Raw genomic sequence first — 25,244 nt, forward strand, 5'->3', positions numbered from 1 at the left:
TCATTCGTCCTTGGGGACGCGGTTCGCGGCGTGGTCCTGGCGCTGCTGCGTCATGTTGGCCTTGCCGTCCTGCCCGCGCGCCTTGCCATCCTGAGACTTGTCGCGATTGGACAGCACGGCGCCATCCTCGACATCCTCGGGTTCGATGATGGCCATCGCCCCGCTGCCGTCGCCTTTGCCCTGATGGGTCGCGCCGAATTTCTTGTGGTTTGCATCTGCCATTTCGGGACCTCCTTCGTCCGATGAACCGAAAGCGGCCGGGCATGTTCCTGAATCGGCTCGGGCACCGGAAGGATCGGGAACAGCACAGGCGCGGCAAGGTTCAACCTGGACCTGTATCGACATGAGCGGAATTGATGGGCGCGGGGTCTGGGCTATTTCATAGTCCAGCCTCCCCGGCAGTTTGTGTAGGACGAGTGCGATGCATCGAACATGGGCAGAGGATATCATCTTTACGCATCCCGAAACCGGGCGGACGGTCGTGCTTCAGGATACCGGCGCGGCCATCGTGTTTCTTGCCGAGGACTGGGCCTGGGGATACACCCCCGAATACCGCGCCGCGACCAGCGCCTGCTATGAGGTGATGGAGCACGAGGCGGATCACGAGACGGCGCGCACGGCGGTCGCCGCCGCGCTGACCAGTGCCGGGGTCCCGGTGCGCCGTCCTCCGGGCGGGGGCGGGGCGGGGGTGGCCCACCGGGTCTGATCCGGCGCGCGCTGGTGTTGATCGACAGGCCTGCGATGCTGCAGGATGGCGCCCTGCGGAAGTTTCGGAGGAAAGACGCCATGACCACCCCCAAGGATTGGAAGACCGAAGGCATCCGCGTCGTCGCCCCGCGCGAACGCTCTGCCGCCACGCCCGAGACGCGGGGCATGAACCGTCAGGTCGCCATATCGGGGGGGCGCACCGGATCGTCGGCGCTTTGGGCCGGCACCAACCACATCCGCCCGGGCGAGGTGACGGGCGCGCATCATCACGGGCCGCTGGAAAGCGTGATCTACGTCATCTCGGGCACGGCGCTGATGCGGTGGGGCGAACGGCTGGAATTCATCACCAAGGCCGGGGCAGGGTCTTTCCTGCTGGTTCCGCCCTATATGCCGCATCAGGAGTTGAACGCGTCCGAGACCGAGGATCTGCACTGCGCGCTGGTCCGCAGCGGGACCGAGGAGGTGGTCGTGAACCTGCCCGATCTGGACGTGGCGGAAGACCCGGAATGGATCGAGTTCTGAGCGTCAGCCCCGCGCGAAGGGGTTTTCGATCTTCAGCCGCCCCTCGATCAGCAGCCCGTCCTGCATATCTTCGGACAGCAGCCGGTCGCACCCGTTGACCAGCGCCGAGGCGACGATCATCGCGTCATAGACCGAAAGCTGATAGCGTTCGGCCAGCGCCCTTCCGACGTCATGCACCGCTTCGGTCAGGTCCACGACCGTCATCCGTTCGCGCACCAGCCCCAGAAGATCGCGCAATTCGTCCCAGCCCATGCCGATCTTGCGGCGGCAGACGGTGGTGATCTCGTTCAGGACCTGCACGCTGATGATCCCGCCTTCCGCAAGGATCGCGCGGGCGGTCGCAGCCTTCGGGCCATCGTCCAGAAGATAAAGCAGGACGTTGGTATCTATCGCCGTTCTCACCTTTCGTTCGCCGCATCCCGGTCGAAACGAAAGTCCGCAGGCAGACGCCCGCGGAAGCGGTCAAGGTCGGTCAGGATCTCGTCCGTGGAGCGGGGCCGCGCGAGGGTCAGCCGCCCGCGCGCGACCTCGACCTCGATCTCGTCCCCCGCCTGAAGGCCCAGTTCGGCGACCAGCTTCGCGGGCAGCCTGACGGCCAGCGAATTTCCCCATTTGGCGACCTGCATGACTGATCCCTTTGTGATATACCCGGTGAGTAATGTATATCCAAACCCCGCCAAGGTAAAGGCTTCCGTCGGTGGCCATCGTCGGTCATGTTGATACACGGGCAAAGGCACCAGACCGCGAAGGGGCAAGACCACATGCCGGGACCGTTTCGGACCGCCGCCCTTGCGGCTGCGCTTTGCGCCGCGCCCGCCGCATCCATGGCACTGCCCCCCGAGGGCGGCGTCGATTACCAGCTTGGCGGCGGCTATCCCCCCGATCCGCGCGTGGCGATCGTGGTGCGCGACAGCACCGACGCGCCCAGTCCGGGGCATTACAACATCTGCTATGTGAACGGGTTCCAGACCCAGCCGGGCGCGCTTGACTGGTGGCTGACGCATCACCCGCAATCCGTGCTGCGCGCGGATGGAAAGCCGGTGGCGGACCCCGGCTGGCCGGATGAATACGCGCTTGATACCACGACAGCCGCTGCGCGTGCCGGGATCGTCGAGGCGGTGGGCATGGCGATCCGGCGCTGCGCCGAGGCGGGGTTCGATGCGGTGGAATTCGACAATCTGGACAGCTGGACCCGGTTCAATGGGCTGAGCCTCGATGGCAATCTTGCCCTTGCGTCGCAGCTTGTCGCGGTGGCGCATGATCTCAAACTGGCGGCGGGGCAGAAGAACGCGCCCGATCTTGCGGCGCATGGCCCCGCTGCGGGCTTCGATTTCGTCATCAGCGAGGAATGTGCCGTCTGGGATGGATGCGGCAGCTATCGCGCGCATTACGGCGATCGGCACATCGATGTCGAATATGACGACGCGCCCAAGGACGGGCTGCCCTTCGATCAGCTTTGCGCGCTGCCCGACCAGCCCCGGCGCACCGTCCTGCGCGACCGTCTGCTGCTGCGGCGCGGAGAGCCGGGATATGTGTTCAATCTGTGCCCGCCGCGCTGATGCCGCGGCGGGCGCGGCGCGGTCAGGAAATCCGCGCGATGGGGGCGCCATAGGCCAGCGTGGTGCCGGTGTCGGCAAGGCGGCTCAGACGGCCCGCCTTGGGGGCTTCGATGCGCGTTTCCATCTTCATCGCCTCCATCACCGCGATGACGTCGCCTTCGGCCACATCCGCGCCATCCTCGACCTGCCACAGCGTCAGGGTTCCGGCCACGGGGGCGGTGACGGCATCGGCATCCGCCGCGACCGGGGTAGGGGCGGCGGATTGCGGCGCGGCGGTCAGGAACCCTTGCGGCAGGCCCAGCTCGTGACGTTTGCCGTCGATCTCGATCGCCATGCGCAGCAGGGGCGCGGGGTCGGCGGCGGCGACGCGCGGGTGGGCGGCCAGTTCGGCGGACAGGGTTTCGGCGAAATCCGTCTCGATCCAGCGGGTGTGGACGCGGAAGGTGTTGATGAAATCGGCCTGTTTCAGCACCGCGCGGTGGAACGGGATGACCGAGGCGACGCCCTCGATGCGAAATTCGGCCAAGGCGCGTTTGGCGCGGGCAAGGGCTTCGGTCCGGGTCGCGCCGGTGACGATCAGCTTGGCCATCATGGAATCGAAGCTGGCCGCGACCGTGCCGCCGGTGGCAATGCCGCTGTCCATCCGCACGCCAGGGCCGGAGGGCGCATCGAACAGCGTGACCGCGCCGGGGGTGGGCAGGAAGCCGCGGGCGGGATCTTCGGCGTTGATGCGGAATTCGATCGAATGGCCGCGCGGGGCGGGGGTGCTATCGTCGGCAAGTTTTGCGCCCGCCGCCACGCGGATCATCGCGCGGACAAGGTCGATGCCGGTGGTTTCCTCGGTCACCGGATGTTCGACCTGAAGCCGGGTGTTCACCTCAAGGAACGATAGCGTGCCGTTTTCCGACAGCAGGAATTCCACCGTGCCCGCGCCGCTGTAACCGGCCTTGGCGCAGATGTCCCGTGCCGAATCCAGAATGCGCTGCGTCTGTTCGGGTTCAAGGAAGGGGGCGGGGGCTTCCTCGACCAGCTTCTGGTTGCGGCGTTGGAGCGAGCAGTCGCGGGTGCCCAGAACCTTGACCGTGCCGTGGCGGTCGGCCAGCACCTGCGCCTCGATATGGCGGGGGCGGTTCAGGAACTGTTCGACGAAACATTCGCCGCGGCCAAAGGCGGTGACAGCCTCGCGCGTGGCGGAATGGAACAGCTCCTCCACCTCCTCCAGCTTCCATGCGACCTTCATGCCGCGGCCGCCGCCGCCATGGGCGGCCTTGATGGCGATGGGCAGGCCGTGTTCGCGCGCGAAGGCCAGCGCCTGTGCGGCATCGACCGGGCCGGGCGATCCAGCAACAAGCGGCGCGCCGACGGATTCCGCGATGCGGCGGGCCTCGATCTTGTCGCCCAGCGCCTCGATCACCTGCGGGTCGGGGCCGATCCAGGCCAGCCCCGCATCCATCACTCCTTGGGCAAATTCGGCGCGTTCGGACAGGAAGCCATAGCCGGGGTGGACCGCATCCGCGCCCGCACGCGCGGCGATGGCGAGGATCTTTTCGGCGTTCAGATAGGTGTCGGCGGGCTTGTCGCCCTCCAGCGCGAAGGCCTGATCGGCGGCGCGGGCGAACAGCGCGTCACGGTCGGCATCGGCATAGATGGCGACGGATTCTATCCCCTCGTCGCGGCAGGCGCGGATGATGCGCAGCGCGATCTCGCCACGGTTGGCAATCAGGATGCGGCGGATGGGGCGCGGGTCGGGGGCGGTGGTGAACAGGGTCATTTGGCTTCCGGCGTGATGGGGGCGAAGGGCGCGGCGGCTGTGAACCGGATACGCGCGCCGGGGGGGATCTGGGCGGCGAGGTCAAGCGCCTCGGGCCGCACGGTTGCGATGACGGGATAGCCGCCGGTCAGCGGATGGTCGGCAAGAAAGAACACCGGCTGGCCGGAATGGGGGATCTGGATCGCGCCCGTCTCGGTCCCTTCGGAGGGCAGCTCGCGCGCGTCGCGGGTCAGCGCCTCGCCCTCCAGCCGCATCCCGACGCGCGACGACAGGGGCGATACGGCCCAGTCCTGCCCCAGAAACCGTTCCACCTGATCCGGCGCAAACCAGTCGGTGCGGGGGCCGAGGGTGACGGGGATTTCCACAACCTCGCCCGTCGCGGGCAGGGCAGGGGGGGCGGAGGGCGCGGGATCGACCGCATCCGCCGCCGCGCGGGCCAAGGGCAGGACCGCGCCTGCGACCAGCGGCTCCGGCCCGATATGGGCCAGCGTATCGCGCGAGGCGCTTTGCATCACCGGGGCGATGTCGAACCCGCCGCGCACGGCCAGATAGCTGCGCATCCCGCGCGCGGGCGGCGGCAGGGTCAGCACCTCGCCCGCGTCCAGCGCGAACAGGTGCGGTGTCACGGGTGTGCCGTCGATGCTGGCCTCGGTTGCGGCGCCTTCGATGGCGATGGTCACGGGTTCGTCCACCGTCAGCCGCACGGGGCCAAGCGTGATCTCCAGCACCGCCGCGCCGGGCGGGTTGCCAAGGCGGCGGTTCGCGGCGCGAAGGCTACCAAGATCCAGCGCCCCGGCGGCGGAAACGCCCTGACCGCCCTGACCAGGCCGCCCTTCGTCCTGCACGGTGATCGGAAAGGCGGTGGACAGGATTTTCAGCCCCGCGGTCGCGGGTGCCACCACTGGCGTCGCGATCCGGTCCGGCGCGGCGCGTTCGACAAAGCGCACCCGTTGCCCCGGCGCCAGAAGCGCGGGCGGGCTGCGGTTCAGATCGAACATCGGCACCTCGGTCCGCCCGATCAGCTGCCAGCCGCCCGGCGATTCCAGCGGATAGATGCCCGAGAACTTGCCCGCCAGCGCCACCGACCCCGCCGGAATGCGCGTGCGCGGCGACGACCGGCGCGGGATGTCGAAGCGCGGATCGTCGCAGGTCATATAGGCGAAACCGGGCGCGAAACCGACGAAGGCCACCTGCCACGTCGCGGCCTTGTGGGCGGCGATCACCTCGGGCGGTGACAGGCGCATCAGACTCGCCACCTCGGCCAGATCCTCGCCGTCATAGGTGACGGGAAGCTCGATCGGGGGGGCGGTGTTTTCGGAGGGCGCGGTGCCGGGCGGGGGGCGACGGTTCAGGATCGCACGGGCCAGCGCGCCATCCGCCGCCATGCCCGCATCGGTGCGGACCATCAGCGTGCGGGCGGCGGGCACGATCTCGGCCACGCCGTCGATCGGGTGGGCAAGCAGCGCGTCGAACAGCACCAGCGTTTCGGTCAGGTCCGGCAGTTCGACCAGCAGCGTGCGCGGGCCGACGGGCAGGAAGGTCAGGCTCATACGTGCCACCTGTGATCGGGGATGTCGGTTATGAACATATGCCCCGGCGCATGGGTGATCGCGAACGGCACGTTCGAGGCCATGACCGCGGCCTGAGGGGTGACGCCGCAGGCCCAGAAGACCGGAACCTCGCCCGCGCGGATTTCGACCGGATCGCCGAAGTCGGGGCGTTGCAGGTCCTTGATGCCAAGGCCGGCGGGATCGCCGATATGGACGGGCGCGCCATGAACGCCGGGATAGCGGGCGGTGATGGTCGCAGCCTCGGCCACGCGGTCCGCCGGGATCGGGCGCATCGACACGACCATCGGCCCTTGCAGGCGGCCTGCGGGGCGGCAGGGGCGGTTCGTCGCATACATCGGCACGTTCGACCCCGCCGCGATGTGCCGCACCTCGATCCCCGCTTGCTGAAGCGGCGTTTCGAAGGTGAAGGAGCAGCCGATCAGGAACGTCACCAGATCGTCCTGCCAATGGGCGGCAGCATCCGCGACCTCCTCCACCAGCTTGCCGTCACGCCAGATGCGATACAGCGGCAGGTCGGTGCGCAGGTCCGCGCCTTCCGCCAGCGCGGTGTCGAAGCGGCCCGCCTCGGTCACGTCCAGCACGGGGCAGGGTTTGGGGTTGCGCTGGGCATAGAGCAGGAAATCCCACGCCCAATCGCGGGGCAGAGAAATCATGTTGCATTGCGTGAACCCCGGCGCCACCCCGGCAGAGGGCGCGGCAAGGCCGGAGCGATAGGCGGCGCGGGCCTTGGCCGGGGTCATGCGAACCCCCGGATTTCCACCCCGCCGGCCACCAGCACCTCGCGCACGCGCTGCGCCATGGCCACCGCGCCGGGGCTGTCGCCGTGGATGCAGATGCTTTGCGCAGGCAGGCGCAGGGTCGATCCGTCGATCGCCTCGATCACCCCATCGGTGGCAAGGCGCAGCATCCGCGCGGCGACTAGCTCGGGATCGTGCAGCACCGCGCCCGGCTCCCGCCGCGAGACAAGCGTGCCTTGGGGGGTATAGGCGCGGTCGGCGAAGGCTTCCTCGACCACCGGCAGCCCTGCGGCGCGGCAGCGGTCCACGATGGGCGCCCCGGCCAGCGCCAGCATCGCCAGCGACGGGTCCACCGCCAGCATCGCCGCGATCACCGCATCGGCCTGACGCGCATCCCCGGCGATGGTGTTGTAAAGCGCGCCATGCGGTTTGACATAGGCGACGCGGGTGCCCGCCGCCTTCGCCAGCCCTTGCAGCGCGCCGATCTGATAGATGACATCGGCGGTCAGTTCCGCCGAGGTCACGTCCATGTTGCGCCGCCCGAAACCGACCTTGTCGGGATAGGAGACATGCGCACCGACCACGACACCCCGCGCCGCCGCCTGTTCCAGCGTGGCGCGGATGCCCGACGGATCGCCCGCATGAAACCCGCAGGCGACGTTGGCGCTGGAGACGATGCCAAGCATCGTCTCGTCATCGCCCATCCGCCATGCGCCGAAGCTTTCACCCAGATCGCTGTTCAGGTCGATGCGCATGATGTCCTCCTTACAAACCGATGAAGGCGAAGATGTTGCCGATGGATTTGTAGCCCATCCACCATGTCAGCGCACAGACGATGGCGCTGAGGATCAGCAGCGGACGGTTGTAGCGGTGCCCGCCCATCAGGTCCGAGCGCGCAAAGCCGATATAGGTGAAGATCGACAGGCCGATGGGCAGGATCAGCCCGTTGAAACCGCCGACGAAGACGAGGATCGCGGCCGGGGGCGTCGTCATCGCCAGATAGACGGCCAGCGACACGGCGATGAAGATGACCGTCGCGATGTCGCGCTGGCGGTCGGTCATGGGCGCGAAGACCGGCATGAAGCTGACCGAGGTATAGGCCGCCCCGATGACCGAGGTGATCGCCGCCGCCCAGAACACAAGACCAAAGATGCGGATGCCGAACTCGCCGGCCGCATGGCCGAAGGCCTGCCCGGCCGGGTTCGCGGTCTGGCTGGCAAGATCCAGCGTCACACCAGAGGCGACGACGCCAAGGATCGCAAGGAACAGAACGAAGCGCATCAGGCCTGTCACCGCGATGCCCGTCAGCGCAGCGCGAGTTACGGCGGCAAGGTGCTCCGGCCCGGTCAGGCCTTTGTCGATCAGGCGGTGCGCGCCGGAATAGGTGATGTAGCCGCCCACGGTGCCGCCGACGATGGTGGTGATGGTGGCGAAATCGATCACGTCGGGCAGGATCGTCTGGCGCAGCGCCTCGCCCACCGGCGGGTTCGACACGACGGCGACATAGATCGTCAGCGCGATCATCCCGATGCCGAGGAAGATGATGATGCGGTCCAGCAGCAGCCCCGCGCGCTTCGACAGGAAGATCCCGATCGCCATCAGCGCGGAAATCGCGCCCCCGACCTTGGGGTCGAGGCCGATCATCGCGTTGAAGCCAAGGCCCGCACCGGCGATGTTGCCGACGTTGAAGGCCAGACCACCGATGATGACAAGGACGGCCAGCAGATAGCCCGCGCCGGGGATCGCCTCGTTCGCGGTGTCGGAGGCGCGTTTGCGGGTCAGCGCGGTGATACGCCAGATGTTCAGTTGCACCACGAAATCGATCAGGATCGAGGCGAGGATGGCGAAGGCGAAGGCCGCGCCCAACTTGGCGGTGAAGGTCGCGGTCTGGGTGATGAAGCCCGGACCGATGGCCGAGGTTGCCATCAGGAAGATCGCGGCAAGGAAGGAGCCGCGCACCGAAGCGGCGGCGGCAGAGGGTATATTGCTCATCGGAACTCTCCCATCGAAGGCAATGATCGCGCCCCAATGGAACCTCCCCCGATGGCGGCGCAAGAAATGAACCTACATAAGTTTGATCATTGTTCAACAATTTTGTGCATGATGTTCAATTTCGCGCCGCGCTGCCCGATTGTCGGGCATGACTGAAACGCCCGCCCGCGCTTGCGCCCCGCCACTCGGCCGGGTTAAAGCTGTCCGCGCCGCCAGCCGTTCGATGCCAGCAGATCGTCATCACCGGCCACGGAGCATCCCCAAAGTGAAGATCCCGAACACATATCGCACCCTTGCGATCTGCGCGTTGCTTGCCCTCGCCCTTCCCGCCCATGCAGAGGAGCCAGCGCCGATGACCGCCGCCCAGATCGCGCCCGCCCTGACCCGTCAGGACATCGTCGCCGGGGCCTACGAGGTCGTCCACGCCCCGGAACTGGGGCAGATCTTCGTCGCGGCGACGCCCAGTTTCGAGCCGGGCACGCCGGGTTACATTCACGTGCTGGACGACGGCGATCTGCATCAGGTCCGCCAGATCCAGCTTCCGCGCCGCGCCTTCGGCCTTGCGCTGGATCGCACGGCGGGGCGGCTTTACGTCGGCCACACGCTGGACGGCACGCTGGGCATCATGGACGCCCGGGGCGGGCTGCCCATCGGCGCGGTCCAGCTTGGCCGCGAGGAGGCCGAGGGCGGGTTCGAGCATACCCGCATGATCGCGCTGGACGAGGAACGCGGGCGCGCCTTCGTGACCAGCCCGTCCCAGACCGGGGTGATCTGGGTCGTGGACACCAAGGCGGACACGCTGCTGCATCGCATCGACGATGCCGGTCTGTGGACCGCGGGCGCCGCCTATGACGCGAAGGCGGGGCTGTTCTATGCCAGCGGCGGCGGCGTGGACGAAATCTCGGTCATCGATGCGGAAACCGGCCGCTCGGTCCGCAGGATCGCGACGGGGGACACGACCGAAGCGGGAGGCGACAATTCGCAGCACTTCTTCGTCAACCTCGACATCGACGTCGAAGGGCAGCGCCTGTTCGCGGCGGATGCGAACAAGCAGATGCTCTATGTCTTCGACATCGAAAGCGGCAAGGTTCTGGCGCAGACGCCGACAGGGATTGGCACGCTGGACGTGGTGTTCAACGGCGCGCGGCAGGAGGTCTATGTCTCGTATCGCGGGGCGGACCGGGAAAACCCGGACGGCACGGGCGGCATCGTCGTGATCGACGCCGCCGATTACGCGGTCAAGGCACGGCTGCCGTTGCCTGCCCATCCCAACAGCCTTGCGCTTGGGCAGGATGGTCAGGTGCTTTACGCGACGGTCAAGGCCCCGCACGAGGAGACGCATCCGGAGCATGTCGCGGGCGCGCTGGACTCGGTGGTCCGCATCGATCTGGAACGCCTGCCATTGTGACATTTCTGTTGCATCCGCCCCGCTTTCGGCCGGGGCGGATGCGCCGCGCTTGAAGTGGACGCCCCGCGGGGGGTAGCACCCTCCGTGCCAGCCGACGCCAGCCCCTTCGAAATTGTGAGGCTGGCAAATGAAGAGTATCCCCCTGAGAACATATCTGCGGCGCAGCACCGCCATGGCGCTTCTGGCGATCTGCCCGGCGGGCATGGCGCTGGCGCAGGACGATACCACGGCGCTGGACCAGATCATCGTGACCGCCGCACCCGGCACCGCGACCGAAGGCACCGGAAGCTGGACGACCGAATGGATGCGGTCCGCCACGGGCCTCGTGCTGTCGCAGAAGGAAACGCCGCAATCCACCTCGGTCATCACCGATGCCCAGATGGAGGATCGCAACATCACCACCATTTCGGGCGTGATGAACGCAGCGACCGGCATCACGGTGCAGGCGTATGAATCCGACCGCATCAACTATTATTCGCGCGGGTTCCAGATCGACGCCTATCAATATGACGGCGTGCCGATCCCGCGCGACGGGGTCTGGCAATTCGGCGACAACAACCCCGACATGGCGCTGTATGACCATGTGGAGATCGTGCGCGGCGCGACCGGCCTGATGCAGGGCGCGGGCGAGCCGGGGGCGTCGATCAACTTCATCCGCAAGCGCCCGCTGGATTTCGCGCAGAACGAACTGGCGGTGTCGCTGGCGTCGCCCAAGGGCGGGCGGATCGAGCTGGACCTGTCGCGCCCGCTGAACGAGGCGGGAACCGTGCGCGGGCGGCTGATCGGCGTGCTGGACGGGCGCGACGGCACGCTGGACGGATACCACAAGGACAAGAAGATCCTGTCCGGCGCGCTGGATGTGGACCTGTCGGACAGCACGACGCTCAGCTTCGGGGTCACGCATCAGAAGACCAAGGGCGACGGCGCGACATGGGGCGGCCTGCCGCCCTTCTATGCCGATGGCGGATTGATCGACTGGGACTGGGGCGCGACCCTTGGCACCGACTGGACCAAGGTCGATACCGAACGGACCGAAGCCTATGCGTCACTGGAGCATGTGTTCCAGAACGGCTGGACCGGGCGTCTGGTCTTCACCCATGTGAAGAACGACATGGACGCGACGCTGGCGTGGATTTCCGGCGTGCCGGACCGCGCGACGGGCAACGGGATGACCGGATACGGCACCCGCTATGACGGCGGTTACAAGCAGAACAACCTGAACGCCATCCTGAACGGCGATTTCGACGCCTTCGGTCGCACGCACCAGTTCGTCTTCGGCGCGATGGCGTCGCGGGGCGAAGGAAGGTATGACGGGTACGGCAAGAACCCGCCCGATATCTTTGATGTGAATATCGGCAATTTGGATGGAAATTATCCTGCACCGGAGCTGTCCGATACGCCGACCTATGTCGACGCGAACAAACACCGTCAGTATGCGATCTATGGCACGGGTCAGTTCAACGTGACGGACAGTCTGGCCCTGCTGGCCGGGGCGCGCGTCAACTGGTGGGACGGCGAGACGAGCGCGGGCGGCCCGGCGACGGCCTCCTACAAATTCTCGGCCGAGGTGACGCCCTATGTCGGCTTCACCTATGATCTGAACCCGGTCTATACCGCCTATGGCAGCATCAGCAGCATCTACAAGCCGACGCTGTCGCAGGACATCGACCGCAACTACCTCGACCCCACCTATGGCTACAACTACGAACTGGGCGTGAAGGGCGATCCCTTCGGCGGCAACCTGTTCGTGTCGGCGGCGATCTTCCAGACCGAACAGAAGGACGTCGCCAATTACGTCGAATATATCGCCGAGGAGAACCGCTCGGTCTATGAAAGCATCGACGGCACCACCACCCGCGGGTTCGAACTGGAGGCGGCTGGCGCGATCACCGACCGCTGGGACATCTCGGCCGGATATACCTGGCGTCTGTCCAAGGATAACGCGGACAAGGAGCTTTACACCGACCAGCCGCGCCATTCGCTGAAACTGGCCACCGAATACGACCTTACCGACCGTCTGTCGCTGGGCGGCGCGATGCGCTGGCAAAGCGGCACGGACAGCATCGAGGAAAGCTTCACCGATGTGGACACGCCCAACGTCCATCAGGGCAGCCACGCGGTGTTCGATCTGTCGGCATCCTATGACGTGAACGACGACACGTCGCTGACCTTGTCGGTCAACAACCTGACCCGCAAGAAATACTATGCCACCACCGGCTTCTACGACACCGTGGTCTATGGCGAGGACCGCACGGCGGAGCTGACCCTACGCGCGAAGTTCTGACCGATCGAACGCCGGGTTCCGCGTCCGGCGTTCGCCCCCGATGTGCGATCGTCACACATGCCATGGAATCGCGGCGGTTTCCCGGCTATCAGCAGGGACGCGCAGCAGGGATGACCATGGCCACGAACGATAACTCCTCCGGTCTTGTCGAACAGATGGCGGGTGCATTGCGTCTGCGCATCATCGGCGGCGCGCTGCTGCCCGGCCAGCGGCTGCCCGAAGCCCGGCTGTCCGAGGAGCTGGGCATTTCCCGCAACACCCTGCGCGAGGTTTTCCGGCTGCTGGGCCGCGACGGACTGCTGCGCCACGAACCCAATCGGGGCGCGTTCGTGGCGACGCCCACGATGGCGACGATCCACGACATCTATCGCGTGCGGCGCATGGTCGAGATTCCGGCGCTGAAACAGGGCTGGCCGCGCCATCAGGCCGTGGCGCGGATGCGCGCCGCCGTCGAAGCCGCCGAGTTGGCGCGCGCGGATGCCGACTGGCGGACCGTCGGAAGCGCCAACATGGAGTTCCACACCGCCATCGTCGCGCTGGCCGACAGCCCGCGCCTGACCGATTTCTTCGACCGCATCGTGGCCGAGATGCGGCTGGCCTTCGGCCTTCTGGGCAGCCCCGAGGATCTGCACGAGCCCTACATCGCGCTCAACCTCGCGATATTGCAGCGGCTGGAGGAGGGCGCCCCGGCAGAGGCGGCGGATCTTCTGGACAGCTATCTGTCCACCTCCGAACGCAAGCTGATGACGGCTTTCGCGAACCTGCCCTGAGCGCCACTGGACAAGCGCCGATCGGGATCGTATAGCCGCCGTATTAGTGTTTCGCGCCCTGGCGCATTTTTATCAGGTGTTTCATGTTCCGAGCAGCTTTCGTCGCTCTTGCGGTTTTCGCTGGCGCATCCGCCGCTTCCGCCGCAACCATCCAGAATTTCGAACTTCGCCAGAACCAGTGGGCCGTGCTTGATCTGGGGCAGACCGGATCGGCCGATCTGGTGATCGATCCGATCAGCGAGGACGGCTCGTTCTCGTTCACCTATGCCTTTTCGGACAGCGGCTGCGGGGCGGGGGCGAACCAATACAACACGTGGTCCTGCATGCCCAAGGACCTTGCGACCAACACGGTGATGTCCTCGTTCAACCACAACTTCGGCGAAGGGTGGTTCGACAAGGTCAACCGCTCGTCCGTCACGGCGCCGGTCGCCATCGCCTATCTGAAGGAAGGGGCGGAGCGTCTGTTCATGTATTTCCGCGTCACCTCCGGGTCGGGCACGATCAGCCAGACCATCGCCGAACCGACGCCCCCCGCGCCGGTTCCGCTGCCTGCGGGCGCCGCGCTTCTGCCGATGGGGCTGGCGGCTCTGGCGCTGTTGAAACGCCGTCGTCGTCAGGTCTGACGCCGATCGCGGCCCGACCATCGCCCGGCGCATGGGCGATGGCGGTCTGGCCAAAGCGGGCGGGTTCGGCGATAGGGTGATCCGATCTCGTGTAAGGGGCTGCCCTTGGCCAAAGCGTTGAACAAGAAGAACCTGCTGGCGCTTGGCCCCGACCGGCTGGCCGAATTGCTGCTGGAGGTGACGAAGGGCCGCGCCGATGCGCAGCGACGTCTGCGGCTGGAGTTGAGCGCGCATAGCGGGGCGGAGGACGTCGCACGCGACATCCGCAAACGCTATGCGTCGATCCGGCTGGCCAAGGGGTATCTGTCGCGCAAGACACACCGGACCTTTGCCAAGGAAATCCGCAGCCTGATCGCACTGATCGAACAGGGGGTGGCGCCGGGCGATCCGGGCCTTGGGTTCGATCTGCTGTGGGAATTGCTGCATCTTGCGCCGGGCGTGCTCCGCCGCACCAAGGACAGCGGCGACATTCTGGCCGAGGCTTTTGCCGATGTCATGGCCGCGGTGGAGCGCATCGGGGTAAATGTGACGGTCGCGCCCGTCGCGCTTGCGGAAACCGTGTTCGAAGCCGTGCGCGAGGATGGAGGCGATACCTTTGCGGGCGCGGTGCGGGCGCTTGCCGCGCCGCTTGGGGCGGAGGGTCTTGCCCATCTGCGAAGTCTGGCGGTGGCCACGCTTGGGGCGCGGCGGGGCAAGGCGGCGCGCAGTTTTGCGGATCGGCGGGTCGCGGGGCTGCTTCGCGACATCGCCGATGTGCAGGGCGATGTCGATGGCTATGCCGCCGGTTTCACGCCCGCGCAGATGACGCAGCCCGCGATTGCCGCCGATGTCGGTGCCCGCCTGCTTGCGGCGGGCCGCGCCGAGGAGGCGCTGGCCCTGGCCGAAGCCGCGATGGATGAGGCCGATACGCCCGAGGTGGCGGGCGTCCTGATCCGCTCGCTTGAGGCGCTTGGGCGCAAGGACGCGCTGCGTGCGTTTCTGTGGGCCTGTTTCCAGCGGCGGCCCGACGCGGATCGTTTGCGCCGCTATCTCCGCCTGTTGCCGGATTTCGACGATATCGAGGCAGAGGACGAGGCACGGATTCTTGCCCAGACCCATCCCGACACCGAGGCCGCATTGCGCTTTTTCGTCCAATGGCCCGACCTTGCCGCCGCCGCGGCGTTGGTGCGCGCAAGGGCGGATCGGCTGGCCGGGACCGAGCCCGATCTGATCGCCCATGCCGAAGCGATCGAGGGCAGGGATGCGCTTGCCGGCATCCTGATCCGGCGGGCGGTCATCCTTGCGCTTTTGCGCAGCGGATCGGTCGCCGCCGACCGCAGGGCCGCCGATCATCTGGCGGCCTGCGCGGTGGCGGATGCGGCAGTTGCCGATTACGGCGATTTCCCGGATCACCTGTCCTTCATCACCGCGTTGCGGCGTCTGTTCGGGCGCCGGAAGGCGTTTTGGGACCGGGTGGCATAAGGCATGCGTTTACAATAACTTCACGGGCCTGTCGCTCGTAATGGTTAATCGAAGCTTACGTGCGGGTGATGACATGACACCCCGCACAGGATCTTCGATGAAACGCTTCGTCCTTACCGCCGCCGTGCTGGCCACGGCGATCGCCACGCCCCTTGCGGCGCAGAACCGGGTCGATGGGCAATCGCCCGATGCCCCGGCGCTGGCGGCCTATGGCGCCCACGCCGTCGGCGTCCGGCAGTTCGAATTCGTGAACAAGGACCAGATCGACGTCGCGTCCATCACGGCCCCCGGCGAACTGCCCCGCTATGACCGCCCCCTGACGGTCGAGATGTGGTATCCGGCGGTCCAAGGCGCGGTGGGCGACACCTCGTTCAAGACGCTGCTGCGCGACGGCAAGACCGAGGCGACGCTGCATGGCCGCGCCGTTCGCGATGCCGCCGCCGCTGACGTCAACTCGCCGCTGGTCGTGCTTAGCCACGGTTATCCGGGCAACCGTTTCCTGATGGCGCATCTGGCCGAAAACCTTGCGTCCAAGGGATATGTCGTCGCGGCCATCGACCATACCGATTCCACCTATGGCAAACAGACGGGGCTTGCCTCGACGCTGGTGAACCGCTCGTTCGACCAGCTTTTCGTGGTGGACGAGCTGGCGCGGCTGAACGGCGATGCGGCTTCGGGCCTGGCCGGGCGGATCGACACCGACAATACCGGCGTGATCGGGTTTTCGATGGGCGGCTACGGTGCGGTCGTGACCGCAGGCGGCGGCGTCAGCGAAGCTGCGACCGCTTTTGCTCCCCCGGTCGCCGTCCACCAGCAGGGCAGCCCCACGCATGAGGCGCTGCCCGATCCGCGCGTCAAGACAGCGGTGGCCATCGGCCCCTGGGGCATGAAAAACGGGCTTTGGGACGCCGAAGGGCTGGCCGGGATCGAGATTCCGATGCTGTTCATCGCCGGGTCCGCCGACACGACCTCGGGATACGAGAATGGCGTGCGCGCGATCTGGGAGGGCGCAACCTCGGTCGATCGTTCGCTGCTGACCTTCGACGGTGGCGGTCACAACACCGTCGCGACGATCCCCGCGCCGATCGAAAGCTATGCGGCGGGCGTGTCGGGCCATTACACGGACGCGGTCTGGGACACCGTGTTCATGAACAATGTCGGGCAGCACTTCATCACCGCATGGCTGGACATCGAATTGAAGGGCGATGCCGCGATGAAGAAATATCTGGAACTGACGCCCATCGGAAGCGAAGGGCCGTGGGCCGGCTTCGCGGATGGCACGGCGGACGGCCTGCGGTTCGAGACGATCGAGGCCCCCGCGCCGGTCCCGCTGCCCGCGTCGATCTGGCTTCTTGGTGCGGCACTGGCGGGGATGGGCGCGATCCGCCGCATCCGCGCCTGACCGCGGTTCAGCGGCACTGCGCCAGATAGCTTTGCTGCGCGGTGTTCATCAGACCGTCCAGAAGCGTCATGCCGAAAGGGCTGCCCGAAACATCGGGCACCTGCCCAAGCGGGCCGCGTTCGCGCAGCACCTTGACCAGCAGATCGGGGTGGTAATACCGAAGCATCGACCCGAACACCAAGGAAAAGCTCATCCCGTCCTGCTGGCCAAGCGCGCCGATGGTGGACACGGTCGGCACCGACAGGCCCGAGATCCGCGCCACCTCTGCCGGGTCGGCGTTCTGGTTGGCCTCCATCGCGGCGCCGATCCGTTCAATATCCCCCGCGGATCGGGTCGCCACGGCATTCTCGATCTCTTGCAGGGCGCTGCATTGCGCGGGTGAAAAGCCCATGGGCGTGCCTGCGGGCGGCAGCGTGGCGAATTGCGCCAGCGCGGGAAGGCCGAACGAACAGACGGCAAGGGAAAGAAGGCAAAGGCGCATCGGCACTCCTTGGCAGGGCTGATCGACAGATGGCATGGAAGCGCGGCGGAAGAAATCACATCCGCGTGCCCGCGTCAGTTCAGCGAACGGCCCGCCAGAATCCGGCGCGCCGTGGCGTCGGAAGTGGTCGCGATCTCCAGCAGGTCGCGCAGGGTGTCCACCCGTTCCTCGGCCAGATCGTCGTCTTCGGCCTCGGCCAGAAGGTCGGCGACGAGGCCGAGCGTCTGGGCCGCGATGTCGGCGATGCGCGCGGCGTTTTCGGCCGACAGGCTCGCATCCGCATCGGCGGTGCGGACAAGCGTGGCGATCTGCGTCACCGACGCCTCGATGTCTTCAAGGTCTTCGCGTTCTTCTGGGGTCATGTCGCTCGATGGGGTTTGGGTCTGCGGTCGGGCCAGTCTGGACATATCGGCGCGAAGTGTCACGAGCGGAACTTGCACCGCGCGCCACGGGCCGGGATCGGCGGGGCCGCGCGCATTCGGCATTGCGGCGGCCGATTCGCGATGCCGTGACAGCAGGGAAAAGCGGCCGAGGGCGCTGCCCTTCGCGGGAATGAATTTTTGCGCCGGGGCCGCAATCTGGAAGAACATTCCCTTTTGTGGTTGCATACGGCGGTATGCGGGGTCTAAGAGCGCAGAAGACGTCGGCGGGAAACCGCCAGCCTCGCCCAGCCACTGAGACCGGGATCATGCCCGGTAGGGAGCAAGATATGACCGATCTTCCCGGCTTTCCCAGCCGCCGCAGCTTTTTGAAAGCTTCCGCCGCGGGGGTCGCCATAAGCGGGTTCGCCCTTGCCGCGACCGCACAGCCGGCCCCGCCGATCCAGCTTGACCAATACCAGCCGGTCTATTTCTCGGACGTCGAATGGGCGTTCGTGCTGGCGGCGACGGCGCGGCTGATCCCGTCGGATGGCGAAGGCCCCGGCGCGATCGAAGCCGCTGTCCCGGTGTTCATCGACCGGGAATTGACCGGCGATTTCGGCACCGCTGTGGACTGGTATATGCAGGGGCCGCACAACGCCGCCGCCGACCCGCTTCTGGGCTGGCAGACGCCGCTGACCCCCGCGCAGATCTACCGCGAGGCGATCCCGGTCGTGAACGCATGGTGCGAAGAAGTCCACGGCGCGATCTTCGCCGATCTTGCGCCGGACCAGCAGGACGCCGTCCTGACCGCGATGCAGGAAGGCGAGGTCGAACTTGCCCCCGAGATCCGCGATTTCTTCAAGATCCTGCTGCAGAACACCAAGGAAGGCTATTTCGCCGACCCGATCTATGGCGGCAACGCAGGCATGGCCGCTTGGGCCTATATCGGCTTTCCCGGCGCGCGGGCGGCCTACAAGGAATGGGTCGGACGGCACAACATCGCCTATCCGCTCGGCCCCGTATCGATCAGCGGAGACCGCGCATAATGGCACGTCAGGAAGCAAAGAAGGACGTGGTCATCGTCGGCCTGGGTTGGACCGGCGCGATCATGGGAATCGAACTGGCGCAGGAAGGGCTGGAGATCGTTGCGCTGGAACGCGGGCACGATCAGGACACCGTGCCGAATTTCCAGTATCCGCAGATGATCGACGAGCTGAAATTCGGCGTCCGTCTGAAGATGATGCAGAAGCCCAGCCAGCAGACGCTGACCGTGCGCCGGAATGAATCCGAGACCGCGCTGCCCTATCGCAGCCTCGGCTCGTTCCTGCCGGGCAATGGCGTCGGCGGGGCGGGCACGCATTGGAACGGCCTCAACTGGCGTCCGCAGGCCGAGGAGATGCGCCTGCGCTCCTATGTCACGGAAAACTGGGGCGAGGGGATCATCCCCGCCGACATGACCATCGGCGATTACCCCGTCACCTATGACGAGCTGGAGCCGTTCTTTGCCCGTTTCGAACGTGTGGCCGGGATTTCCGGCACCGCGGGCAACATCAAGGGCGAACTGCGCGAGGGCGGCAACCCGTTCGAAGGCTGGCGGTCCGAGGAATATCCGATGCCCGCCATGCCCTCCACCTGGGACGGCGCGAAATTCGCCGAAGCCGCGAAGGCTGCGGGATACCATCCGTTCCCCAGCCCCGGCGGCATCGCCTCGCGCGCCTATGTCAACGAATACGGAATGCAAATGGGGCCGTGCAACCACTGCGGCTTCTGCGAACGCTACGGCTGCTTCCAGTATTCCAAATCCTCGCCGCAGACGGCGATTCTGGACCGGCTGAAGCAATATCCGAACTTCACCTATCGCACTGAATCCGAGGTGCTGCGGGTGGAGATGGCCGCGGATGGCAAGACCGCCACGGGCGTCACCTATTTCGACGAAAAGGCCGGCGAGGAAGTGTTCCAGCCCGCCGACATCGTGATCCTTGCGACCTATCAGCTGAACAACGTCCATCTGATGCTGCTGTCGGGCATCGGCCAGCCCTATGACGCGCGCACGGGCGAGGGTGTGACCGGCAAGAACTACGGCTACCAGATGAACGGTGGCGTCACGATGTTCTTCAAGGACGAACATTTCAACCCGTTCATCGGCACCGGGGCCAACGGCTTCTGCATCGACGATTTCGGGATGAACAACATCGACTATGGCGCCGAAGGCTTCATCGGCGGCGCCTATTGGCGGTCGGGCCAGACCAACGGCCAGCCGATCCGGTCGATGCCGCTGCCGTCCGGCACGCCGACATGGGGCGCTGGCTGGAAGCAGGCGGTGGGCGAATGGTATGGCCATGCCATGTCCATCGGCGCGCACGGCTCGTGCATGTCCTATGCCACGAACCACCTCGACCTCGATCCGACCTATACCGACCGGCACGGGCGGCCGCTGATGCGGATGACGTTCAACTGGAACGCCAACGACATCCGCCAGACGCAGTTCATGAAGTCGAAGATGGAGCCGCTGGCCCAGTCGATGAACCCCGACCTGATGCAGTCGTCGTTCAAGAAGGAAGGCGCGCAATACGACGTCCGCCCCTATCAGACGACGCACAACACCGGCGGGCACATCATGTCCGACACCCCGACCACGGGCGTGGTGAACCGCTATTCGCAGGCATGGGATAAGCACAACGTCTTTGCGCTGGGCGCGGGCAACTTCGTGCAGAACACGCAATACAACCCGACGGGGCTGGTCGGCGGGCTTGCCTATTGGACCGCCCATGCGATCCGCACGCAATACCTGTCCAACCCCCGCCCGCTGGTCTGAGGAGAGCGAGATGAAAACCATTCTCCGCGTGATCGGCGGCGCTGCCGTTCTTGGCGCTGCGGGCCTTGCCGCCTTCGTCTTCGTTCCCGTGCAGCGCACCGCCGCCGTGACGGACCTGCCCGCCGACTGGACCGCGCCCGAAGGGGCGGGCGAATATGTCATGTATGCGGGCGACTGCATGGCCTGCCACACCGCCGAAGGGGGGCAGCCCTTTGCCGGGGGCCGCGCGATCCATTCGCCGATGGGCACGATCTGGTCCACCAACATCACGCCCGACCCCGAAACCGGGATCGGCGGCTATTCTCTGGACGAGTTCCGGGCGGCGATGATCGACGGCATCCGGGCCGACCGCGCGCATCTCTATCCGGCGATGCCCTATGAAAACTACCGCCTGATGACCGAGGAGGACATCCGCGCGCTGTATCAGTATTTCATGGAAGACGTGCAGCCGGTGAACAACGCGGTCGAAGCGACGGCGCTGTCCTTCCCCTTCAACATGCGTTTCGGCATCCGCGCGTGGAACTGGCTGGCCCTGTCGCATGACGCGGGCCCCGCCGTTTCCGGCGACACGCCCGAGGATCGCGGCGCCTATCTGGTGGACGGCGCGGGTCACTGCGCGGCCTGCCACAGCCCGCGCACCGCGTTCATGTCGCAGGACGGCATCACCAAGGCCGACGCGAACTATCTGACCGGCGGCGAGGTGGACGGCTGGCACGCCCCCGCCCTGCGCGGACCCGGCAGCGCGCCAAAGGTCTGGGCGGTCGAAGAAATGGCGGCCTATCTTTCGACCGGCCGCAACGCCCATTCGGCGGCGAATGGCGAGATGGGGCTGGTCGTGCGCGATTCGCTCCAGCACCTGACGGACGAGGACAATCTGGCCATCGCGACCTATCTGCGCACGATGGACGGCGCGCCGGAAACCGCCAGCGTGGCCGAGGCCGCAACCACGACCGAAACGATGCTGACCGAGGCGACCGATCTGGACCTTGGCGCGCGGCTGTATCTGGACAACTGTTCGGCTTGCCACTTCGTTGACGGCAAGGGCGCGGCGGAAATCTTTCCGGAGCTGGCGAACAACTCCATCGTCACCGCACCGCAGATCGGCGGGCTTGCCAACGTGATCCTGCACGGGGCCGAACTGCCCAGCACCGAACACCGCCCGATGAAGCTGAAGATGCAGGGCTATGCCGACCGTCTGTCGGACGAGGAAGTCGCGGCGCTGGCAACCTTCCTGCGTCAGGCCTGGGGCAATGACGCGCCCCCCGTCGCGGCTGCGGACATCGCACCGTTCCGCGCACAGGCGGCGCACTAGCCACCTTTGGTCATGGGCGCAGACACAGCGCCCATGACCGCGATCCGCGTTCAGCCGCGCATGCTGGACCGCCAGACCGGAAGCGCCTCGAGGAAGCTGTCGCGTTCGGACGATGCCCCGGAGATCAGTTCGACCACCCGCGCCGCGATTTCGGGCAGTGGTTGGCGGAAGGTCGTCAGATCGTAACCGCCCCATGCCGCCTCGGCGATATCGTCGAAGCCGAGCACGCAAAGATCGCGCGGGATCTGCAGGCCGAAGTCGCGGCGCGCGGCATCCATGAAGCCGCAGGCGATCAGATCGGTGACGCAGAACACACCGTCGGGCCGCCCCTGACCGCCAAGCGTCATGCGCGCGGCGTCGCCCCCCGTGGCATAGGCGGTCGGTCCTGCCTTCACGATCCGTGCCTCCATCCCCTGTGCCTGCGCGGCTTCGACGAAGCCACGTTCGCGCGCCAGAAGGCTGGGCGTGCCGGCGGTCGATCCGATCACCGCGACTTTGCCGCAGCCGGCGCGGGCGAACATGGCGGCGGCCTCGGTCATGGCATGGCGGTAATCGATGGTCACATGCGACGGCGATGCGGCCCCGCCCGTGCCCTTGCGATTGATCAGGATGACCTGCTGGCCACTGGCGATGCAGGACCCGACCAGCGCCTCGGGCGGGCTGCCGGACATCACGACGATGCTGCTGGCGCGGTATTGCAGCGCCTGCGTCAAGGCGGCCTCGGCGCTTGCCGCCTCGGCCGAGGTGTTGATGACCAGCGTGGCGCGCCCGGCCGTCTGGATCTGGGCGGTCAATTCCGCCAGCAGCGCCGATTGGAACGGCGCGTGCAGGTCCGATCCGATCAGGCAGACGGGGCGCGATGCGGTCTGCGACAGCCCCCGCGCCAGATGGTTGACGTGATAGTTCAGCGCGCGCGCCGCCTCCATCACCTTGCGCCGCGTTTCGGCCGAGACGCTGGCACCTTCGGTGAAGGTGCGCGAGACGGCGGACCGCGATACCCCGGCCAGTTGGGCAACCTCGTCGGCGCTGGCGAATTTCCGGCTCATCGCAACCTTTCGACCTGGCGCACCGCATGGCGGGCGGCTTCCATCAGCATGGGCTTGGGCGTCTCGTGCCATTCCTCGGGGCGCAGTTCGCGCCGGTCGCGGATATGGTCGATGGCGGCCTCCAGCGTGGGATAGTCCTGCGGCATTTCCAGATGAAGGAAAAGGGCGACCAGCGTGACCGACCGCGATCGTCCGCCGCGGCAGTTCACCATGACGTTGCCGCGCGCCTTGTTGGGATAGGTCGGGCGGTCCGGCATCACCTGATCCAGCGCCGCGCGCAGGATGAAATAGGCGCCGATCATCTGGTCCAGCGGATTGCCGTTCCCGTCGATCAGCCCGATCTTGTAATAGCGGAAGGGCGCGTGGTCCGCCCCTTCGGGCACGATGTTGACGTCAAGGTTGACCGCGCAGTTCACGACCGTCGTGACGCCATGATCTGCAAGGATCGCGGGCGAGGCGAGCGCGCGGCTGTCCCCGACATAGATGTCCACGCCCCATGCTGGCAGGCGTTCGACAAGGCTGATCGGCGGGCGGGGGAAATCGAACATCAGGCGATCCTTTCCATGATCGGGGCAAGAAGCGGGTTGGAGGCGAAGACGGGACCGCCATGCCAGAGTTGCGGCGCCCGGTCCGCGCCGGTGCAGATCGTGCCGCCCGCTTCGGCAACCAGCAGCAGGCCGGCCAGCGCATCCCATGCGTTCATGTGCAGTTCGGCATAGCCATCGGTGCGCCCTTCGGCCACCCAGGCCAGCGCGAGGGCACCCGACCCGTGCCGGCGCACATTGGTGCCGGCATCCAGAAACGCGGTCTGCGCCGCCAGATAGGCTTCGCGCGGCACGCGGGTGGACCAGCCCAGTTCGACCGCCGCCTGTGCGGGCGGGTTTGGCGAAACCGAAATCGGAGCGCCATTCTTGGTCGCGCCCCGGCCCGCCCCGGCCTCGTAAAGCTCGCCGGTGGCGGGGTTCAGGATCACACCCAGCCGTGTCCTGCCCCCCGCGACGAAGGCGATCGAAACGCAGAAATGCGCGATACCCCGCGCGAAGTTGTCGGTGCCGTCGATCGGGTCCACGACCCAGAGGTTCTCGCCCTCGGTCCGCCCGGTCTCCTCGCCCAGAAACCCGTCCTGGGGCCAGTCGCGGGCGATCCGCGCGCGGATGAAGCGTTCGACTTCGGTATCGGCCTCGGTCACCGGGTCCTGCGGCCCCTTCAGCGCAAAGCCCGCCGGGCGGGTGCGGAAATGGCGCAGGGCGATCTCGCCCGCTTGCCCGACCATTTCGCGCAGAAAGGCGGCGCGGGCGGTCATCTCATCTGTCATTCTTGTTCTTGCCGGAAAGAGGAGGGGCGGGCCGCGATGGCCCACCGGATTTTCAGCGCGACAGGCTCATGGCCCAAAGGTCCTGCCAGTCCTGACGCGCGTCCCAATCGTCCATCGCCGTCGCAGCGTCATAGCCGAAGATGCGGTCCTGCACCGCGCCGACGCCCGACGGCTCGTCCGCGGGCAGGGCGTTGGCGGCGTTGGTCGAGATTTTGCCGTCCTGTGCCTGCGGGGCGATGCCTTCCCCGGTCATGATGTAATGCAGGAACAGCTTGGCCGCGTTCGGGCTGTCGGTGCCCGCCGCGATCACCGCGATGGACGGATAACCCCAGCCGACCCACGGGCCGACGGTGTCGCACAGGCCCAGCTTCATCCCGTCCGCATTGTCGCGGAACTTGGCGGTCGAGATCAGGCCGATGAACGCATCCTTCTGGTCGGGCGCGCCCACGGCATCGGCGGCGGCGGAATCGCTGTCGGTCAGCAGCGGCGCGTTGGCGGCCAGCGCCTTGACCCAGGCTTCGGTCGCGCGCTCGATCGGCTGGCCGAACTGCGCCTGATACGCGGCGGCCATCGCATCGTCGCCATGCGTCGCCATCTGGTTGAACCAGTCGGTATAGGACGGCTTGCCCAGCGGGTCCTGCATCGCGACGCGCCCCCGCCATTCCGGCAGGGTCAGCTGCCAGATGTTGGTGATCGGGCAGGTGTCGAACAGATCGGTGTTATACGCCCAGACGTTCGGCGCCATCACCACCGTCAGCGGATCTCGATAGATTTCGGGGATCTCCATGTCCGGCGCATAGGAGGTGGCATGGCCGGGCTGGATCAGTTCGGCCATGACGGCGGGGGCATCGGCGATGATCGCGACGTCGGTCTGCACGTTCCCCGCCTGCGCCTCGCGCGCGACGATTTCCAGCGTCTGGACCGCGTTCGCCTTGGTGCCGGTGGCCTTCAGCCCGTATTTCGCGGCAAAGGCTTCGGCCATGCCGACGATCTTGCCGGTGCTGTCATAGACGGTCAGCGGCGGCTCGGTGCGGGCAGCCTCGATCAGCGCGTCCTGCGCCGCGACGGGCGAGGCCAGAAGCGTCGTCAGAAGAAGGTATTTCAT

Annotated in this window: 26 protein-coding genes; 12 read left to right on the forward strand and 14 right to left on the reverse strand. The window is 66.7% G+C overall.

All coding sequences use genetic code 11. The annotated features are described in order from the left end of the window. Positions 1 to 222, reverse strand: coding sequence for a hypothetical protein (locus E2K76_RS10375; RefSeq protein ID WP_136684237.1), 222 nt, complete (start codon positions 220 to 222; stop codon positions 1 to 3). A gap of 199 nt (positions 223 to 421) precedes the next feature. Here E2K76_RS10375 and E2K76_RS10380 point away from each other — a divergent pair, with 199 nt between their 5' ends. Both E2K76_RS10380 and E2K76_RS10385 read left to right on the forward strand, forming a co-directional pair. Further along, positions 422 to 706 carry a DUF982 domain-containing protein gene (locus E2K76_RS10380; protein WP_136684238.1) on the forward strand — a complete coding sequence of 95 codons (285 nt, stop codon included), beginning with the start codon at positions 422 to 424 and terminating at the stop codon, positions 704 to 706. Between the two features lie 80 nt (positions 707 to 786). Beyond that, complete coding sequence (locus tag E2K76_RS10385) at positions 787 to 1,230, forward strand: cupin domain-containing protein (protein WP_220432206.1); 444 nt, start codon at positions 787 to 789, stop codon at positions 1,228 to 1,230. A 3-nt stretch (positions 1,231 to 1,233) separates the two neighbouring features. Here E2K76_RS10385 and E2K76_RS10390 read toward each other — a convergent pair whose 3' ends face one another. Further along, positions 1,234 to 1,632, reverse strand: a complete 399-nt coding sequence (locus E2K76_RS10390; RefSeq protein ID WP_136684239.1) for a PIN domain-containing protein — start codon at positions 1,630 to 1,632, stop codon at positions 1,234 to 1,236. After that, a complete protein-coding gene (locus E2K76_RS10395) occupies positions 1,629 to 1,856 on the reverse strand; it encodes an AbrB/MazE/SpoVT family DNA-binding domain-containing protein (RefSeq protein ID WP_136684240.1) in 228 nt (75 codons plus the stop codon). The genes E2K76_RS10390 and E2K76_RS10395 overlap by 4 nt, the downstream gene beginning before the upstream one ends. A 135-nt stretch (positions 1,857 to 1,991) precedes the next feature. Here E2K76_RS10395 and E2K76_RS10400 point away from each other — a divergent pair, with 135 nt between their 5' ends. After that, a complete protein-coding gene (locus E2K76_RS10400) occupies positions 1,992 to 2,789 on the forward strand; it encodes an endo alpha-1,4 polygalactosaminidase (RefSeq protein WP_136684241.1) in 798 nt (265 codons plus the stop codon). A 22-nt stretch (positions 2,790 to 2,811) separates the two neighbouring features. Here E2K76_RS10400 and E2K76_RS10405 read toward each other — a convergent pair whose 3' ends face one another. The 5 genes from E2K76_RS10405 to E2K76_RS10425 are packed head-to-tail and all read right to left on the reverse strand — an operon-like array spanning position 2,812 to position 8,860. After that, entirely contained in the window at positions 2,812 to 4,560 is a 1,749-nt protein-coding gene (locus E2K76_RS10405) for an acetyl/propionyl/methylcrotonyl-CoA carboxylase subunit alpha (protein WP_220432207.1), read from the reverse strand. Then, the gene (locus E2K76_RS10410) at positions 4,557 to 6,110 is read right to left on the reverse strand and encodes a 5-oxoprolinase subunit B/C family protein (RefSeq protein ID WP_136684242.1); all 1,554 of its coding nucleotides are present in this window, start codon (positions 6,108 to 6,110) and stop codon (positions 4,557 to 4,559) included. The genes E2K76_RS10405 and E2K76_RS10410 overlap by 4 nt, the downstream gene beginning before the upstream one ends. Then, entirely contained in the window at positions 6,107 to 6,871 is a 765-nt protein-coding gene (locus E2K76_RS10415; RefSeq protein WP_136684243.1) for a putative hydro-lyase, read from the reverse strand. Before E2K76_RS10415 ends, E2K76_RS10410 begins: the two co-directional genes overlap by 4 nt. Further along, a complete protein-coding gene (locus E2K76_RS10420; protein WP_136684244.1) occupies positions 6,868 to 7,623 on the reverse strand; it encodes a LamB/YcsF family protein in 756 nt (251 codons plus the stop codon). Before E2K76_RS10420 ends, E2K76_RS10415 begins: the two co-directional genes overlap by 4 nt. Before the next feature lie 10 nt (positions 7,624 to 7,633). Further along, complete coding sequence (locus tag E2K76_RS10425) at positions 7,634 to 8,860, reverse strand: NRAMP family divalent metal transporter (protein WP_136684245.1); 1,227 nt, start codon at positions 8,858 to 8,860, stop codon at positions 7,634 to 7,636. A gap of 265 nt (positions 8,861 to 9,125) precedes the next feature. On the opposite strand from E2K76_RS10425, the gene E2K76_RS10430 reads away from it, so the two are divergent. The 6 genes from E2K76_RS10430 to E2K76_RS10455 all read left to right on the forward strand — a co-directional run bounded on the left by E2K76_RS10430 (position 9,126) and on the right by E2K76_RS10455 (position 16,808). Then, on the forward strand, positions 9,126 to 10,268 hold the full coding sequence (locus tag E2K76_RS10430) for a YncE family protein (protein WP_136684246.1): 1,143 nt from the start codon (positions 9,126 to 9,128) through the stop codon (positions 10,266 to 10,268). A 127-nt stretch (positions 10,269 to 10,395) separates the two neighbouring features. Continuing rightward, complete coding sequence (locus E2K76_RS10435) at positions 10,396 to 12,552, forward strand: TonB-dependent siderophore receptor (RefSeq protein ID WP_136684247.1); 2,157 nt, start codon at positions 10,396 to 10,398, stop codon at positions 12,550 to 12,552. A 116-nt stretch (positions 12,553 to 12,668) separates the two neighbouring features. Then, positions 12,669 to 13,322: a GntR family transcriptional regulator gene (locus E2K76_RS10440; RefSeq protein WP_136684248.1), complete on the forward strand. Its 654-nt coding sequence runs from the start codon at positions 12,669 to 12,671 to the stop codon at positions 13,320 to 13,322. 83 nt (positions 13,323 to 13,405) lie between these two features. Continuing rightward, positions 13,406 to 13,945: a hypothetical protein gene (locus E2K76_RS10445; protein ID WP_136684249.1), complete on the forward strand. Its 540-nt coding sequence runs from the start codon at positions 13,406 to 13,408 to the stop codon at positions 13,943 to 13,945. A gap of 105 nt (positions 13,946 to 14,050) precedes the next feature. Then, positions 14,051 to 15,406, forward strand: a complete 1,356-nt coding sequence (locus E2K76_RS10450; RefSeq protein WP_136684250.1) for a DUF6880 family protein — start codon at positions 14,051 to 14,053, stop codon at positions 15,404 to 15,406. 97 nt (positions 15,407 to 15,503) lie between these two features. After that, the gene (locus E2K76_RS10455) at positions 15,504 to 16,808 is read left to right on the forward strand and encodes a poly(ethylene terephthalate) hydrolase family protein (RefSeq protein ID WP_136684251.1); all 1,305 of its coding nucleotides are present in this window, start codon (positions 15,504 to 15,506) and stop codon (positions 16,806 to 16,808) included. 7 nt (positions 16,809 to 16,815) lie between these two features. On the opposite strand, the gene E2K76_RS10460 is transcribed toward E2K76_RS10455, so the two are convergent. Together E2K76_RS10460 and E2K76_RS20605 are read right to left on the reverse strand one after the other, a co-directional pair. Beyond that, positions 16,816 to 17,289, reverse strand: a complete 474-nt coding sequence (locus E2K76_RS10460; protein WP_136684252.1) for a hypothetical protein — start codon at positions 17,287 to 17,289, stop codon at positions 16,816 to 16,818. 74 nt (positions 17,290 to 17,363) lie between these two features. Then, the gene (locus E2K76_RS20605; protein ID WP_220432208.1) at positions 17,364 to 17,879 is read right to left on the reverse strand and encodes a hypothetical protein; all 516 of its coding nucleotides are present in this window, start codon (positions 17,877 to 17,879) and stop codon (positions 17,364 to 17,366) included. A 119-nt stretch (positions 17,880 to 17,998) separates the two neighbouring features. Here E2K76_RS20605 and E2K76_RS10470 point away from each other — a divergent pair, with 119 nt between their 5' ends. From E2K76_RS10470 to E2K76_RS10480, 3 genes are read left to right on the forward strand one after another with little or no spacing between them, the layout of a single operon-like run. Continuing rightward, positions 17,999 to 18,697, forward strand: a complete 699-nt coding sequence (locus E2K76_RS10470; protein ID WP_136684254.1) for a gluconate 2-dehydrogenase subunit 3 family protein — start codon at positions 17,999 to 18,001, stop codon at positions 18,695 to 18,697. After that, entirely contained in the window at positions 18,697 to 20,466 is a 1,770-nt protein-coding gene (locus tag E2K76_RS10475) for a GMC family oxidoreductase (RefSeq protein WP_136684255.1), read from the forward strand. Before E2K76_RS10470 ends, E2K76_RS10475 begins: the two co-directional genes overlap by 1 nt. Positions 20,467 to 20,476: 10 nt before the next feature. Continuing rightward, positions 20,477 to 21,778 (forward strand): cytochrome c, encoded by a 1,302-nt coding sequence (locus tag E2K76_RS10480; RefSeq protein ID WP_136684256.1) that lies wholly within the window; start codon positions 20,477 to 20,479, stop codon positions 21,776 to 21,778. 50 nt (positions 21,779 to 21,828) lie between these two features. Here E2K76_RS10480 and E2K76_RS10485 read toward each other — a convergent pair whose 3' ends face one another. The 4 genes from E2K76_RS10485 to E2K76_RS10500 are packed head-to-tail and all read right to left on the reverse strand — an operon-like array spanning position 21,829 to position 25,244. Then, positions 21,829 to 22,824, reverse strand: coding sequence for a LacI family DNA-binding transcriptional regulator (locus tag E2K76_RS10485; protein ID WP_136684257.1), 996 nt, complete (start codon positions 22,822 to 22,824; stop codon positions 21,829 to 21,831). Further along, positions 22,821 to 23,372: a dual specificity protein phosphatase family protein gene (locus E2K76_RS10490; protein WP_136684258.1), complete on the reverse strand. Its 552-nt coding sequence runs from the start codon at positions 23,370 to 23,372 to the stop codon at positions 22,821 to 22,823. Before E2K76_RS10490 ends, E2K76_RS10485 begins: the two co-directional genes overlap by 4 nt. Continuing rightward, on the reverse strand, positions 23,372 to 24,139 hold the full coding sequence (locus E2K76_RS10495) for an inositol monophosphatase family protein (RefSeq protein ID WP_136684259.1): 768 nt from the start codon (positions 24,137 to 24,139) through the stop codon (positions 23,372 to 23,374). Before E2K76_RS10495 ends, E2K76_RS10490 begins: the two co-directional genes overlap by 1 nt. A gap of 52 nt (positions 24,140 to 24,191) precedes the next feature. Beyond that, positions 24,192 to 25,244: an ABC transporter substrate-binding protein gene (locus tag E2K76_RS10500; RefSeq protein WP_136684260.1), complete on the reverse strand. Its 1,053-nt coding sequence runs from the start codon at positions 25,242 to 25,244 to the stop codon at positions 24,192 to 24,194.

This window comes from Falsirhodobacter xinxiangensis (genome assembly GCF_004959935.1).
Lineage (GTDB): Bacteria > Pseudomonadota > Alphaproteobacteria > Rhodobacterales > Rhodobacteraceae > Falsirhodobacter > Falsirhodobacter xinxiangensis.

Coding starts and splice junctions, on each gene's coding strand:
- E2K76_RS10440 (WP_136684248.1), top strand. CDS start 12,669: ATGGCCACGAACGATAACTCCTCCGGTCTTGTCGAACAGATGGCGGGT.
- E2K76_RS10395 (WP_136684240.1), bottom strand. CDS start 1,856: ATGCAGGTCGCCAAATGGGGAAATTCGCTGGCCGTCAGGCTGCCCGCG.
- E2K76_RS10445 (WP_136684249.1), top strand. CDS start 13,406: ATGTTCCGAGCAGCTTTCGTCGCTCTTGCGGTTTTCGCTGGCGCATCC.
- E2K76_RS20605 (WP_220432208.1), bottom strand. CDS start 17,879: ATGTTCTTCCAGATTGCGGCCCCGGCGCAAAAATTCATTCCCGCGAAG.
- E2K76_RS10420 (WP_136684244.1), bottom strand. CDS start 7,623: ATGCGCATCGACCTGAACAGCGATCTGGGTGAAAGCTTCGGCGCATGG.
- E2K76_RS10375 (WP_136684237.1), bottom strand. CDS start 222: ATGGCAGATGCAAACCACAAGAAATTCGGCGCGACCCATCAGGGCAAA.
- E2K76_RS10455 (WP_136684251.1), top strand. CDS start 15,504: ATGAAACGCTTCGTCCTTACCGCCGCCGTGCTGGCCACGGCGATCGCC.
- E2K76_RS10405 (WP_220432207.1), bottom strand. CDS start 4,560: ATGACCCTGTTCACCACCGCCCCCGACCCGCGCCCCATCCGCCGCATC.
- E2K76_RS10380 (WP_136684238.1), top strand. CDS start 422: ATGCATCGAACATGGGCAGAGGATATCATCTTTACGCATCCCGAAACC.
- E2K76_RS10410 (WP_136684242.1), bottom strand. CDS start 6,110: ATGAGCCTGACCTTCCTGCCCGTCGGCCCGCGCACGCTGCTGGTCGAA.
- E2K76_RS10475 (WP_136684255.1), top strand. CDS start 18,697: ATGGCACGTCAGGAAGCAAAGAAGGACGTGGTCATCGTCGGCCTGGGT.
- E2K76_RS10460 (WP_136684252.1), bottom strand. CDS start 17,289: ATGCGCCTTTGCCTTCTTTCCCTTGCCGTCTGTTCGTTCGGCCTTCCC.
- E2K76_RS10385 (WP_220432206.1), top strand. CDS start 787: ATGACCACCCCCAAGGATTGGAAGACCGAAGGCATCCGCGTCGTCGCC.
- E2K76_RS10500 (WP_136684260.1), bottom strand. CDS start 25,244: ATGAAATACCTTCTTCTGACGACGCTTCTGGCCTCGCCCGTCGCGGCG.
- E2K76_RS10425 (WP_136684245.1), bottom strand. CDS start 8,860: ATGAGCAATATACCCTCTGCCGCCGCCGCTTCGGTGCGCGGCTCCTTC.
- E2K76_RS10480 (WP_136684256.1), top strand. CDS start 20,477: ATGAAAACCATTCTCCGCGTGATCGGCGGCGCTGCCGTTCTTGGCGCT.
- E2K76_RS10490 (WP_136684258.1), bottom strand. CDS start 23,372: ATGTTCGATTTCCCCCGCCCGCCGATCAGCCTTGTCGAACGCCTGCCA.
- E2K76_RS10400 (WP_136684241.1), top strand. CDS start 1,992: ATGCCGGGACCGTTTCGGACCGCCGCCCTTGCGGCTGCGCTTTGCGCC.
- E2K76_RS10470 (WP_136684254.1), top strand. CDS start 17,999: ATGACCGATCTTCCCGGCTTTCCCAGCCGCCGCAGCTTTTTGAAAGCT.
- E2K76_RS10415 (WP_136684243.1), bottom strand. CDS start 6,871: ATGACCCCGGCCAAGGCCCGCGCCGCCTATCGCTCCGGCCTTGCCGCG.
- E2K76_RS10495 (WP_136684259.1), bottom strand. CDS start 24,139: ATGACAGATGAGATGACCGCCCGCGCCGCCTTTCTGCGCGAAATGGTC.
- E2K76_RS10435 (WP_136684247.1), top strand. CDS start 10,396: ATGAAGAGTATCCCCCTGAGAACATATCTGCGGCGCAGCACCGCCATG.
- E2K76_RS10485 (WP_136684257.1), bottom strand. CDS start 22,824: ATGAGCCGGAAATTCGCCAGCGCCGACGAGGTTGCCCAACTGGCCGGG.